The organism is Microbulbifer maximicatervae (SeqCode) (assembly GCF_052467305.1).
In genome coordinates, this window is record NZ_CP174306.1 from 3,732,047 (window position 1) to 3,745,890 (window position 13,844).

The 13,844-nt window shown below is 54.8% G+C and carries 11 protein-coding genes and 3 tRNA genes; all 14 read right to left on the minus strand.

Annotated features, from left to right (window positions below; translation table 11 throughout):
* Positions 1 to 70 precede the first annotated feature (70 nt).
* Positions 71 to 1,039 carry a zinc transporter ZntB gene (locus ACJJI4_RS16310; RefSeq protein WP_413663181.1) on the minus strand — a complete coding sequence of 323 codons (969 nt, stop codon included), beginning with the start codon at positions 1,037 to 1,039 and terminating at the stop codon, positions 71 to 73.
* Positions 1,040 to 1,090: 51 nt separating this feature from the next.
* Positions 1,091 to 1,495, minus strand: a complete 405-nt coding sequence (locus ACJJI4_RS16315) for a GFA family protein (RefSeq protein WP_413663182.1) — start codon at positions 1,493 to 1,495, stop codon at positions 1,091 to 1,093.
* A complete protein-coding gene (locus ACJJI4_RS16320; RefSeq protein WP_444925806.1) occupies positions 1,488 to 2,138 on the minus strand; it encodes a hypothetical protein in 651 nt (216 codons plus the stop codon). Before ACJJI4_RS16320 ends, ACJJI4_RS16315 begins: the two co-directional genes overlap by 8 nt.
* 114 nt (positions 2,139 to 2,252) lie before the next feature.
* Positions 2,253 to 4,376 carry a polyribonucleotide nucleotidyltransferase gene (gene pnp, locus ACJJI4_RS16325; RefSeq protein WP_444918105.1) on the minus strand — a complete coding sequence of 708 codons (2,124 nt, stop codon included), beginning with the start codon at positions 4,374 to 4,376 and terminating at the stop codon, positions 2,253 to 2,255.
* Between the two features lie 263 nt (positions 4,377 to 4,639).
* Positions 4,640 to 4,909, minus strand: a complete 270-nt coding sequence (gene rpsO / locus ACJJI4_RS16330; protein WP_252083174.1) for a 30S ribosomal protein S15 — start codon at positions 4,907 to 4,909, stop codon at positions 4,640 to 4,642.
* A gap of 413 nt (positions 4,910 to 5,322) precedes the next feature.
* Entirely contained in the window at positions 5,323 to 6,264 is a 942-nt protein-coding gene (truB, locus tag ACJJI4_RS16335; RefSeq protein WP_444891928.1) for a tRNA pseudouridine(55) synthase TruB, read from the minus strand.
* Positions 6,265 to 6,267: 3 nt separating this feature from the next.
* Entirely contained in the window at positions 6,268 to 6,666 is a 399-nt protein-coding gene (gene rbfA / locus ACJJI4_RS16340; protein ID WP_108734361.1) for a 30S ribosome-binding factor RbfA, read from the minus strand.
* 90 nt (positions 6,667 to 6,756) lie between these two features.
* A complete protein-coding gene (gene infB, locus ACJJI4_RS16345; protein WP_444925807.1) occupies positions 6,757 to 9,651 on the minus strand; it encodes a translation initiation factor IF-2 in 2,895 nt (964 codons plus the stop codon).
* A 64-nt stretch (positions 9,652 to 9,715) separates the two neighbouring features.
* On the minus strand, positions 9,716 to 11,218 hold the full coding sequence (nusA, locus tag ACJJI4_RS16350) for a transcription termination factor NusA (protein WP_444925808.1): 1,503 nt from the start codon (positions 11,216 to 11,218) through the stop codon (positions 9,716 to 9,718).
* A 42-nt stretch (positions 11,219 to 11,260) separates the two neighbouring features.
* Positions 11,261 to 11,725 (minus strand): ribosome maturation factor RimP, encoded by a 465-nt coding sequence (gene rimP, locus ACJJI4_RS16355; RefSeq protein ID WP_108734364.1) that lies wholly within the window; start codon positions 11,723 to 11,725, stop codon positions 11,261 to 11,263.
* Positions 11,726 to 11,971: 246 nt separating this feature from the next.
* Positions 11,972 to 12,048 (minus strand) — tRNA-Met (locus tag ACJJI4_RS16360).
* Between the two features lie 37 nt (positions 12,049 to 12,085).
* Positions 12,086 to 12,162 (minus strand) — tRNA-Met (locus ACJJI4_RS16365).
* Positions 12,163 to 12,203: 41 nt separating this feature from the next.
* Positions 12,204 to 12,280: transfer RNA gene (locus tag ACJJI4_RS16370), tRNA-Met, on the minus strand.
* 288 nt (positions 12,281 to 12,568) lie between these two features.
* Positions 12,569 to 13,735 carry a 5-demethoxyubiquinol-8 5-hydroxylase UbiM gene (gene ubiM / locus ACJJI4_RS16375; RefSeq protein ID WP_444925809.1) on the minus strand — a complete coding sequence of 389 codons (1,167 nt, stop codon included), beginning with the start codon at positions 13,733 to 13,735 and terminating at the stop codon, positions 12,569 to 12,571.
* Positions 13,736 to 13,844 lie beyond the last annotated feature (109 nt).

The window sequence follows — 13,844 nt, forward strand, 5'->3', positions numbered from 1 at the left end:
TTAACTGCTATATCGCCAAAATTACAAGTATCCCTGAGCGACTATTGGATTCAAAAACAGCGAAAGAGCGCTACAGCCACTTTTTCCAATAGAATAAAGCGACTTGTCCAGCCAATGCCACCACCAGCAAGATACAAAAAGCAATAAAGCCCAAGGACGACTGCCCCCAGGGAATACCGCCGACATTAATCCCAAACAATCCAGTGAGAAAGCTCAGCGGCAGAAAAACTGCTGCCACCACTGATAGTACATACATACGACTATTCAACTGATCCGAAGTGCGACTCAACAATTCCTCCTGAGCGATTGCCGCGCGCTCCCTTACCGCATCGATATCATCGATATGGCGCTGTAATCGATCATTTACCTCTCCCAATAGGGCGTGGCTGTGCTCATCAAACCAGGATAGGGATTCCTGCTGCAAACGCCCGAGCACCTCCCGCTGCAGGCATAAGTAGCGTCGCAATACGATAGTTCTCTTGCGCAGACGAACCAGTAGGGAAGAAAGCTCCGAACCTCCCTTATCTAATAACAGGTTTTCCAGGTCATCAATTTTTTCTTCAAAGTCTTCGGCCCGATCACACATACGCAAGACCAACAGATCTGCCAGGGACATCAAAAGAGCCGCAGTTCCACGGGGACCAAAGCCACTGCGCAAGCGAGAAAGCAAGTCATCCTCTGAAAGCAGCTTCCGTCGGCCGGTACTGATAATACGGTTTTCCTCGGCCCAAATGCGAATGGCGATCATATCCTTTGCGCGCGGTTTGGATTTTCGCTCAATGCCGTACATAGCCAACATCAGCCCCTGATCCACAGTCATTACACAGGGGCGCGTTGTCTTCGCAGACAGGGTCTCTATCGCCGTAGCTGTAAGTCCACTATCTTGTTGCAGCCACTCGACGGTGTTGGTGCTGTCGTAGTCAAAATGCAACCAGAGAATTCCCTGATCAGGTTGCCAGGATTTCACCTCTGCCCAGGAAAGCTCTCGGCCCGAGCCTTTGCGATCGAGTAAGACAGCGTAGACCAGACCAGTTTCCATAGGCTCTCATATCACCTGATATTGATTGGAGCATCACTTTCTTTGCGCGACTTATTTACTGAGATGGGCCAGCTCTGCGGCGTTCTGTTCCCAGTTTTGACCATCGAAAGGTTCGACCTCCAAGTCTCCGGGTCTCTCATCAAAACAGCGCGCATTAAGACTATAGCCATCCGGGTTGGAGCGCGGCACATAAAAAGACTTAACGCCGCAATGGCGACAAAACAGGTGCTTGGCCACCCCCGTATTAAACGTATAACAATCCAGGTCTTTTTCCCCAGACTCCAGCTTAAAGTTTTCAGCGGGAATAATGACGTGCAGAAAACCCACTTTCTCACACATCGAGCAATTGCACGCATGGGCTACCAGTTTCTCCTCTGAGTCGCGCTCGTGCCGCGCCCGATAGCGAATAGCGCCACAGTGGCAACCTCCGCGAAGTTCAGTAGTAACTTTACTCATTTGAATTATTGTCCTTTTCAAATAACGGGCGGGCAGCCAACAGTGAAAACAGCGAAAGGCCCAGCAGCAGGTGGAACCAGTTTGTACGCGCCAAGCCCAGCACTCGCGGAGCGCCGGTACCCACAAACAATCCATCCATTGCAATGACTACTGCCCCTGCCCCCAGTAACAAAGGACCCGGTGGCGATAGTCGTCGCGGTGACATCAATTCCATCATTGCAACCCACAACCACAACAAAAGCCCCAGGGCGGAAAATACCTCTGTCACTTCCTGCGGCGATAACCTGCCACTTTCCGAGACGCCAATAGACGAGGCCAATACCAGCACCAGCACTACATAAGCGGGTCCCCGGGTATTCTGTCCAATACCTATCTCGAAACGTGCCCAAACCAACCCTATTCCAATTAGCAACAGCGAACTAAACCCGGATAGTTGCAGTAAAGCCCGGTGTAATTGGGTTGCCCCGGGATCAATACCGTAGCGATAGGCACCGACAATCGCGGAGACAGCGATAAATAGAAGACCCGCCATCACCAAGAGTGCAGCTGATTGAAAGCGAGCATTGGTAAGACGCCAGTACTGATTGGCAATCAGCAGTGCGGCGAGGGTGAGGAGAATGTCGATCAGCCAGAAGTTGTCCAATGTTTTGCCCTTTTTTTCCAGAATTCTAATAGAAAACCGGTAATAAGCGACAATTCCGCTTCGGCAGATACAAAAAAACCCGGCTTAAAAGCCGGGTTTTTTCAGTCCGTAGACTTAAGCTTCGTCGGAAGCTTGCTTGGCTTCTTCAGCGGCAGCTGCATCGGCCTTGGCTTCCTTGATAGAAAGCTTGATACGTCCACGCTGGTCAACGTCGAGTACCTTAACCTTAATCTTCTCACCTTCACTCAGGTAATCAGTTACGGCATTTACGCGCTCTTCAGCGATCTGGGAGATATGCACCAGACCGTCTTTGCCCGGCAGGAAGTTAACGAACGCACCGAAGTCTACGATACGTACCACGGTACCTTCGTAGATAGCGCCAATCTCAGCTTCCGCAGTGATCTCCTCGATGCGGGTTACCGCCGCTTCCAGGCTCTCACCGTCTTCACCGAAGACTTTGATAGTGCCGTCATCTTCGATATCGATGGAGGCGCCAGTCTCTTCAGTGATGGAACGGATAGTCGCACCGCCCTTACCGATCACGTCGCGGATCTTGTCCGGATGGATCTTCAGGGTCGCGTAGCGCGGTGCGTTCTCATTCACGGTGGTACGGGAAGAGTCGATCACCTTGTTCATTTCCGCGAGGATGTGCAGACGCGCGTGCAGAGCCTGCTCCAGAGCGGTTTCCATGATCTCTTCGGTAATACCTTCGATCTTGATGTCCATCTGCAGCGCGGTCACACCAGAGGCGGTACCCGCTACTTTGAAGTCCATATCGCCGAGGTGGTCCTCGTCACCGAGGATATCGGTCAGAACCGCGTAGCCTTCGTCTTCCTTCACCAGACCCATAGCGATACCGGCTACCGGTGCCTTCAGCGGAACACCCGCATCCATCAGCGCCAGACTGGAACCACAGACGGAAGCCATGGAGCTGGAACCGTTGGATTCAGTGATCTCGGAAACCACACGCACGGTGTAGGGGAAGCTGTCCGGGCTCGGCAGAACTGCAGCGATACCGCGACGAGCGAGACGGCCGTGACCGATTTCGCGACGACCGGTAGCACCTACACGACCCGCTTCACCTACAGAGTAGGGAGGGAAGTTGTAGTGCAGCATAAAGTAGTCTTTGCGCTCACCTTCCAGGGCGTCGATGATCTGTGCATCGCCAGTGGAACCGAGGGTAGCCACTACCAGAGCCTGGGTCTCACCACGAGTGAACAGCGCAGAGCCGTGGGACTTGGGCAGAGCGCCAACTTCCACAGCAATCGAACGTACAGTTTTGCTGTCGCGACCGTCGATACGGGGCTCGCCACGCACTACAGCGCCGCGCACCAGCTTCTTCTCCAGCTTGCCGAAGTAGCTTTTTACCAGATCGGCGCTAATTTCTTCAGTAGCCAGGGCTTCAGCGGCTTCGCTGCGCAGTTCCGCCAGGCGGGTGCTGCGCTCTTGCTTGTTGGTGATGCGGTAGGCTTCGGCAACCTTCTCGCCAAACTGAGCGTCCAGGGCAGCTTTCAGCTCGGTGTTTTCCGCCGGAGCCTGCCAGTCCCACTGGGGCTTGCCCGCTTCCGCTTTCAGCTCTTCACAAACCTTGATAATGGCCTGCATTTCCTGGTGTGCGTAGAGTACGGCACCCAGCATGATGTCTTCCGGCAGCTCCTGGGCTTCGGACTCCACCATCAGTACGGCGTCTTTGGTACCGGCAACGACCATGTCCAACTCAGAGGTCTTCAGAGCTTCGTAGCCCGGGTTCAGCAGGTAGCCGTCTTGCTGGGTGTAACCCACGCGCGCAGCACCGATTGGGCCAGCGAAAGGAATACCGGAAACAGACAGCGCTGCGGAAGTGCCGATCATGGCAGCGATATCCGGGTCCATGTCCTTCTCAGCGGAGAGAACAGTACACATCACCTGAACTTCGTTCATAAAGCCGTTCGGGAACAGCGGGCGGATCGGGCGATCGATCAGACGGGAAGTCAGGGTTTCTTTTTCAGACGGGCGGCCTTCACGCTTGAAGAAACCACCGGGAATTTTGCCAGCCGCGTAGGCTTTTTCTTGATAGTGCACGGACAACGGGAAGAAGCCCTGATCAGGCTTGGCTTCTTTAGCGCCGACAACAGTACACAGGACAACAGTCTCTCCCATGCTAACCAGGGCAGCACCGGTAGCCTGGCGCGCGATACGGCCGGTCTCGATGGTGACTTGGTGTTGTCCGTATTGGAAAGTTTTGCTTACTGGATTCACTAGTTTTTTTCCTATTTCCTTACGGTTACTGGCCCATTCCAGTAACCCCTACAGTGGTTGCCTGGATAGAAGTTCCAAACCTTCAATCCAGAGCGATACGGGGATGTACCGCTACCGACCCGGGTGGCCGGTGCAAACGCAGCACATCCGCCGGGATATTTGCCCCTGGGGTTGTGTTGCGAAACTGCCGAAAAGTGACAACAGCGCCACTTTTCAGCAAGCATTAAAGAAGAAAGCCCGCCAGAGGCGGGCATTCCAGGGTCTTAGCGACGCAGGCCGAGCTTAGCGATCAGCTGTGCGTAACGGTTCAGATCCTTGCGCTTCAGGTAGTCCAGCAGCTTGCGACGCTGGTTTACCATGCGGATCAGACCACGGCGAGAGTGGTGATCCTGCTTGTGCGCAGAGAAGTGACCCTGCAGTTTGTTGATGTTGGCAGTCAGCAGGGCTACCTGGACTTCCGGAGAACCGGTGTCGCCTTCAGATTGGCCGTGCTCTTTCAGGATTGCTGCTTTTTCTACTGCAGACAGTGCCATAACGATTAACCTCGTCGTAATATGCTTTAAAAGATTCGGCTGGCCCGTGCATATTTACAGACCAGCTACTCACTGTTGTGGACTTAAGGAGCCTCTAAACAACTCCGTGATACCTCTGGCATGCAGAGCGGTTCACAATCAAGGCGCGGCTTCGCAGGAATGTCTAGACCTTTCAAGAAGTCGCAACGCAGAGTGTGAATCGCTCTGCAAGCCCCGAAGGGCGGGCCTTGAAGGCCACAGCTGCTGCGTTACAGCTCTTGCAAAGGGCTAAGGCCATTCACGGCGAGCTGCGCCTAACATCTGCAGCCTTCAAGGCCCGCAGAGGCATTACGGAGTTATTCAGAGGCTCCTTTGCCCACTGCAATACTCTCACATCAACCGCTATCGGCTCTCACCAATATAGCGTTTTCTGCTTAAGTACTACTTACCAGACGCCGAGGCGCTACACACCCGTCGTCAGTAATTTCTCCTACGCCCAGAAAATCGCCATTTTCCAGGAAGAGGCGCACCATATCACCTTCTTCACCGATACGGTAGACCTGCAAATCCATTACCGGCTGCCCCTGACGCACATAGTAACCAGACTCGTCCGGAAGGGTGAGTTTGGGCAGCGAAGAGGCGGGAGAATCCACCGATAACAGGTGGTGATCCAACTCCTCCGCCATTCCCTCACCGCGCTCCTCTGTGAGCTCATCCAGGGTCACTGAATCGGCCTCGACGTAGGGACCGGCGGCGCTGCGGTGCAACTCTTCCACATAGGCACCGACACCCAGGGCCTGGCCCAGGTCTTCGGCAATACTGCGAATATAAGTGCCCTTGGAGCAGTGAACCTCAACTTCTGCACGGGGCTGGGCGCCCGGTGTAAAGCTCAGCAGTTCAAATTCAAAAATCTCTACTTCCCGCGCCTCGCGCTCCACTTCCAAGCCCTGGCGCGCCAACTTATACAGCGGCTGCCCCTTGTGCTTGAGGGCCGAGTACATGGACGGCACTTGCTTGATGCGACCGCGAAAGGCTTCCATCGCTTTCAGCACGGCTTCTTCAGTCAAACCGGAAGCATCTTTAGTTTCCAGTACATCGCCATCGGCATCGCCACTAGCAGTGGTCATACCGAAAACAAAAGTACTGCGATAGCGCTTGTCCGCATCGAGCAGGTACTGGGAAAACTTGGTCGCTTCGCCGAAACAGATCGGCAACACACCGGTTGCCAGGGGGTCCAGCGCTCCGGTGTGACCGGCGCGATTGGCGAAAAAGAGTCGTTTGGCTTTTTGCAGGGCGTCGTTGGCGGTAATCCCGGCGGGCTTGTTCAATAACAGCACGCCGTGAACCGGCCGGCCCCATTTTGGTCTGCGGCCCATGGATTAATCTTCGTTGGAGTCGCTATCGTCGTCTTGGTGTTTGCGATCTTCTTTAACCGCCTTGTCGATCAGGGCAGACAGCGCCTGGCCGCGCACCGAGGTCTCGTCGTAGCGGAAGTGCAAACGGGGAATAGTGCGAATCTGGATCGCGCGCGCGAGCTGCGTACGCAAAAAGCCGGCGGCTTTGTTCAGCACTTCGATAGAGGTATTAATTTTGCTGCGATCATCCTCACCCACCAGGGTGACAAAAACTTTAGCAACGGTTAAGTCGCGGCTGACTTCAACATCATTGACGTTGATCATACCCAGGCGAGGATCGCGAATCTCGTGTTGGATCAGCTGGGCCAGCTCGCGGCGCATGGCGTCGGCGACGCGGTCTGCGCGATGAAATTCTCTTGCCATTGTTTACCTATTGAGAATGGCGGTTTAAAGACAGGAAAACCCGCACGGCTAGCGCCGCGCGGGTTTATCCTCGATCCGCTGCGGAACTCCTTAGAGTTCGCGAGCAACCTTAACGATATCGTAAACTTCGATCTGGTCACCGGACTTAACGTCGTTGTAGTCCTTAACCCCGATACCACACTCCATGCCGTTGCGCACATCCTGCACATCGTCTTTGAAGCGACGCAGGGATTCCAGTTCGCCCTGGTAGATCACAACGTTGTCGCGCAGTACGCGGATCGGCTTGTTGCGGTAGACGGTACCTTCGGTAACCATACAACCGGCAATGGCGCCAAATTTCGGTGAGCGGAATACATCGCGAACCTGGGCAATACCCACGATTTCTTCGCGTATTTCCGGATCAAGCATACCGGACAGCGCCTGCTTCACTTCGTCCAGCAGGTTGTAGATCACGCTGTAGTAACGAATCTCTACGCCTTCTGTCTCAGCAACCTTTCGGGCAGCCACATCAGCACGGGTGTTGAAGCCCAGTACGATAGCGCCGGAGGTCAGGGCCAGGTTGATATCGTTCTCGGCGATACCACCTACACCGCTGGACACGACGTTGACAGAAACTTCTTCGTTGCCGATATCCGCCAGTGCGCCCAGGATAGCTTCCAGGGAGCCGCGAACGTCCGCTTTGATAACAACCGGCAGTACTTTGCGCTCGCCGGCTTCCATGTTCGCAAACATGTTTTCCAGCTTGGCCGCCTGCTGGCGTTGCATGCGCTCGCGACGCTCTTTGTCACCGCGCTGTTCGGCTACTTCACGAGCTCTGCGCTCATCCGCAACCACCATGAACTCGTCACCGGCGTTGGGTGTGGTGTCCAGACCCAGGAGCTCAACCGGGGTTGAGGGGCCAGCTTCTTTAACCTGCTTGCCCAGCTCGTTGGTCATGGCGCGAACACGGCCGTAGCTCTGACCTGCCAGTATGATATCGCCGCGCTTCAGCTCGCCGTTCTGTACCAACAGGGTGGCCACAACACCGCGACCTTTTTCCAGGCGGGATTCGATTACAACACCCGTTGCCGGTACCTTGACCTTGGCCTTCAGCTCCAGCATCTCTGCTTGCAGGGAAATCGCTTCCAGCAGGTCATCGATGCCTTCACCGGTGTGTGCAGACACATTGATAAACTGGGTATCACCGCCCCAGTCTTCAGGAATTACATCTTTCGCAGCCAGCTCGTTTTTAACACGATCGGGATCGGCAGCTTCTTTGTCGCACTTGTTGATTGCAACAACCAGCGGTACACCGGCAGCGCGAGCGTGGTTCACAGCTTCTTCAGTCTGCGGCATCACACCGTCGTCAGCAGCCACTACCAGGATAACTACGTCAGTTGCCTGGGCGCCACGGGCGCGCATTGCGGTAAAGGCGGCGTGTCCCGGGGTATCCAGGAAAGCGATCTCGCCCTGGCTGGTTTTCACACGGTATGCACCGATGTGCTGGGTAATACCACCGGCCTCACCGGAAGCCACCTTGGTCTTACGGATGTAGTCCAGCAGGGAGGTTTTACCGTGGTCAACGTGACCCATAACGGTAACTACCGGTGCGCGGGACACCTCAGTGCCTTCACTGGCCTGGGTCTCGGCAACCAGCGCTTCCTCCAGCTCGCTCTCAGAGCGGAATACCACCTTGTGGCCCATCTCTTCGATGATCAGCTGTGCAGTTTCACGGTCCAGGCTCTGGTTGATAGTAACCATCTCGCCCATTTTCATCAGGCGCTTGATCAGGTCACCGGCTTTCACATTCATCTGTTTGGCCAGCTCGCCAACAGTGATGGTTTCGCCCAACTGTACTTCGTACACCTGTTTCTCCGTGGGCCTTTTAAAGCCGTGCGTAGGTTTAACCTTCAAGGTCGGACGAGACAGGGAGCGCGTGCTGCGCTTGGATGCTTCGTCTTCCTCAAATACTTCCAGCGCCTGTTCGTACAGAGCGGTTTTGCTGGATTTTTTCGGGCCGGACTTGGAGCGGCGACCGCGACGCTTGCGCGGCTCGTCCTCAGAGCGATCAGCTTCAGCGGGAGCAGTGGATGCTGCCTCCAGCTTGCGACGCAGAGCTGGCTTGACCTCAGAGGTCTTCTCAGCACTTTTTGCCGGTGCGGGCTTAGCCTTGGCTGCTTGTGCAGCCTGTGCAGCTTTCTCTTTCTTTTCCTGGGCTGCGCGTCGGTCAGCTTCTACTTTAGCTTTCTTCTCTTCAAGTTCACGCTTTTCCTGCTCAGCCTGCTGCTTGCGACGCTCCATCGCGGCAATTCGCATTGCCTCGATATCGTCGGAGTAGCTTGAGCGGATTGGTGCGGCGGGCTCTGCCTTTTTCACTACGTTTTCCGCGGTCTTATCCTCTGATTTAGCCGCATCTTGATCGGCTTTTACTTCATTTTTTGCTTTCGCTTCGGCTTCAGCCTTGGCTTTCGCTTCTGCTTCGGCCTTGGCTTTCGCTTCTGCTTCAGCCTTGGCTTTCGCCTCGGCTTCGGCTTTGGCTAGCGCCTCTTCTTCCGCCGCTAGGCGTGCAGCTTCTGCCTCAGCTTCTGCGCGTGCGCGCTCGGCTTCGGCCTCCAGTCTTTTCTGCTCATTTTGCAGGGCATCGACTGCCGCTTCCTGCTCGGGGCTGCTCGATTCTTCGCCTGCTGCTACGGTTTCAAGCTCAGCTTGAGGGCGCTTCACATAAGTGCGCTTCTTGCGCACTTCCACATTCACAGTCTTGCGGCCGGTGCCAGAGCCAGTCTTCAGCGTGCTTGTGGTTTTGCGCTTCAAGGTGATCTTGCGCGGCGCGGCGCCCTGCTCCCCATGACTGCTTTTCAGGAAACTGAGCAAGACCTGCTTTTCTTCGTCTGACACGACTGCGTTTGCAGAAGTGTGAGGCAAACCCGCTTCTTTCATCTGCTTGAGCAGACGGTCTTCGGTGGCACCAACCGATTTGGCGAGTTCACTAACTGTTACTTCGGCCATTCTCTCTCCTAAAAGTCACTTGGTCGGAGGGGGTTACTTATACGTAAGTTATTTTTCGCTGCATTTAAGCTTCTTCGCCGCTGTCATCGGCAAACCAGGGCTCACGCGCCTTCATAATCAGCGCTGCAGCGCGCTCCTGGTCGAGACCTTCGATATCCAGCAGGTCATCGACAGCCTGCTCTGCCAGGTCTTCCATTGTGGAAATACCACGGCTGGCCAGTTGGAATGCCAGCTGGCGCTCCATACCGTCCATATTCAAAAGGTCTTCCTGGGGCTCAGATGCATCCAGCTTCTCTTCAGATGCCAGCGCTTGGGTCAACAGGGTGTCCTTGGCGCGGGCGCGCAGCTCCTCAGCGATATCCTCATCGAAGCCCTCAATTGCGAGCATCTCTTCGATGGGTACATAAGCTACTTCTTCCAGAGAGGCAAAGCCCTCTTCAACCAGTACACCAGCAACGTCTTCATCGATATCCAGGCGGTCCATAAACACCTGCATGATGGAGCTGGACTCGGCTTCCTGCTTGCTCTGCCACTCGTCACTGCTCATGACATTGATCTGCCACTGGGTCAGCTCGGAGGCCAAGCGCACATTCTGGCCGCTGCGGCCGATAGCCATTGCGAGGTTTTCCTCTGCTACGGCCACGTCCATAGAACCGGTGTCTTCGTCTACAACGATGGATTCAATTTCTGCTGGCGCCATCGCGTTGATAACGAACTGAGCGGGGTTTTCGTCCCACAGAACGATATCTACGCGCTCGCCAGACAGCTCGTTGGATACCGCCTGAACACGCGCGCCGCGCATGCCCACACAGGCACCCACCGGGTCGATGCGACCGTCGTTGGTGTTTACAGCGATTTTTGCACGCAGGCCGGGATCGCGGGCCGCGCCTTTAATTTCGATTACCTGCTCGGAGATTTCCGGCACTTCAATGCGGAACAACTCGATAATCATTTCCGGGCAGGAGCGGCTCAGCATCAGCTGGGGGCCACGGGCTTCCGGCTGGATTTCCAACAGGATTGCGCGCACGCGATCGCCGAGTCGGAAAATTTCGCGACCAACCAGCTGATCGCGGGGCAGGCGCGCTTCGGCGTTATTACCCAGGTCTACAGCGATAAAGTCGCGGGTCACCTTCTTCACAGTGCCGCTAACCATTTCGCCGACGCGATCGCGGTACTCGTCTACAACCTTGGCGCGCTCGGCTTCACGTACCTTTTGTACGATGACCTGCTTTGCGGTCTGTGCGGCGATACGGCCAAATTCTACATTTTCCACCTGCTCGCGGAAAACATCACCTGCTTTCAGGTCAGCATCTTTTTCGTGAGCTTCTTCCAGGGTGAACTGGGTACCCAACTCAGCCAAGACTTCATCACCGACCACTTCCCAGCTGCGGAAAGTCTCGTAATCGCCTGAACGACGATCAATGATAACCTCAATGGTTGAATCTTCGTCGTAGCGCTTCTTCGTGGCCGTTGCCAATGCCGCTTCGATGGCCTGGAAAATAATCTCCTGGTCAACGCCCTTCTCGTTGGATACCGCCTCGGCTACCAGCAAGATCTCTTTGTTCATGCAACTGTGCCTCAAAATCGCCTGAGCTCAGGCTCCTACAGGTTATTTGGTAAATTGGGGAATGATATTTGCTTTTTCGATACTGTCGATCGGCAAAAGGTATTCGTTTTCACTATCTACACGCAGAACCACTTCATCACCCTCTACACCGGCCAGCAGTCCGCGCCACTTACGCTGCCCATCCAGAGGCATACGCAGGCGAACTTCAATCTGGGCGCCGATAAAGCGCTCGTACTGGGCCAGCTTATAAAGAGGGCGGTCGAGCCCTGGGGAAGAGACTTCAAGTGTGTACTTACTACTGATGGGATCTTCCACATCCAGTACAGCACTGGATTGGCGGCTCACTTTCTCGCAATCCTCAACGGAAATACCGTTTTCGGAGTCGATATAAATGCGCAGCAGCGCGTTGCGACCGTGGGTTTGGTACTCAATACCCCACAACTCACACCCCAGCGATGCCACCACCGGCGCCAGAAGCTCTTCCAGCAATTCGCGTTTGCTCGCCATTCTCGTCACCACATACAAAAAATGGGCCTACGGCCCACTTCGAAAAATATCTGCAACTTTTCTTGCAGATACGAAAAAGCCCCTGACGGGGCTTTGACCGCACATTCGTGCAGTCAGTGTGCACGAATGCAAAATTTGGTAGCGGGGGCAGATATAATCTGGGACCTTCGCCCGGCCATGCCGCCAGAGGTAAAAGGGGAGCCCGATTCGTCGGGCATCGACCTAAGTACCACTGGTACCCGAATTTGGTAGCGGGGGCAGGATTTGAACCTACGACCTTCGGGTTATGAGCCCGACGAGCTACCAGGCTGCTCCACCCCGCAACAACGAAAGCGCAATCAAAGTTTCCCAAAGGAAAGTTGGTAGCGGGGGCAGGATTTGAACCTACGACCTTCGGGTTATGAGCCCGACGAGCTACCAGGCTGCTCCACCCCGCAACAACAAATGCGCAATCAAATATTTTACCCGAAGGTAAAATTGGTAGCGGGGGCAGGATTTGAACCTACGACCTTCGGGTTATGAGCCCGACGAGCTACCAGGCTGCTCCACCCCGCAACAACTCCAAGAAACAAAGCCTGGTTGATCTTTGTTTCCCTGCGGTGGGACCTGCCCAACCACTCAAGAGGCTGCGCATTCTATTGGTGCTGACCCGGTGAGTCAAGCCGTAATTGGCATTTGTTTTCACCGAGGGGTTAAAGCCGTCTCTACCATCTCGCAAATCAGTATAGAAAAGGAAGAAAATCCCGCAAGCAGGCCACCTTCATATACCGTCTTCTTTCTTGCACATGTACTTTTTATAAAAAGAACGAAGAGTAAAACTCTCTTAAGGGGCCTCTAAATAAGCTAGCGAGTTAACTGGTGCACTATTGCTTTTCGAATAGGGGGGAAGCGATCACTGACTCGCAACACCATTTTACGCAGCAATTTGGCCGGCAGGCGATCGTCGGTAAACAAATCCACCACCCTATTAGTTCCAGAGTAAATCGGCTTGGATTCAACCCGGTGCAGCATCTGGTAACGGGCCAGGGCCCGAGTCAGCTTGGCCGGGTTATATAGACGACTAACACTATCCAGTTGACGGGCCAAAGTATCCACACCGGCCAAACCCAAATTAAATCCATGTGCAGTCACTGGATGCATCCCCACAGCAGCATCTCCCACCAAGGCAAAGCGCTCAGTGAAAAAGTGATGTGCGTATACCGCAACCAATGGATAACAGTGGCGCTCACCAAAAGCTTCGACACCGCCGAGCTGGGACGCGCTTTCGCGGGATACGTGCCCGGCAAACTCTTCATTACCCATCGCCATAATCTGGGCAGAGAGACTGGCGGGAACAGTAACCACGGCCGATGAAATATTTGCCTTGGGCAAAGGCAACAGCGCCAGTGTCGAGCCGTAGCGGAAACACTCCCGGGCAATACCATCGTGGGGTAATTCGGTGCGTACAGGGCCGACAATCGCCACTCGGCCAAAGTCGCGCATATCGGCGCCAATTCCCGCCATGCGTCGCACTTCAGAAAAACGGCTGTCGGCTGCAACCACCAGGGAAGCGCGCACGCCCTCCCCCTCTGCCAGTTCAAGATGACGCATGGCGCCACTCAATGTCATCCCGGTAACGGTCGAGTTATCGAGCAGCGTTATATTCTCAGTCTCCAAAACTGTCTCATATAAGATTCGCCGGATTGCAGAGTTGGAGACAATAAAACCCAGAGGCCCCCTCTCTCCCGGGCTAAAGTGGAGTGTCGAAGGGGAATTGCCGTCGACTACTTCGGCAGCATTTAGCGGGCTAATCTCTTCCGGGGATAATCTCTGCCAAGCCCCCAGTTCTTGCAGCAGCTTGTAGGATTTATGTGTCAGAGCAATCTCGCGGCCATCATCAACGGGAGCGGACAGCGCCGACTTATCCTGGCGCTCAATAATTGCCACCTGACACCCTTTGCGGGCGAGCATCACCGCCAAGGAAAGTCCCGCCGGTCCAGCACCTACGATAGCTACATCGGACTCCGTCATTTTCACACCCCTGATTTGCACGCAACAAATACAAGTCACTCTAGTGACTCACATCCGGGATAAACTGATCCAGATCAGGTTAAAGCCAATCCCAAGCCGCTCTACAGAG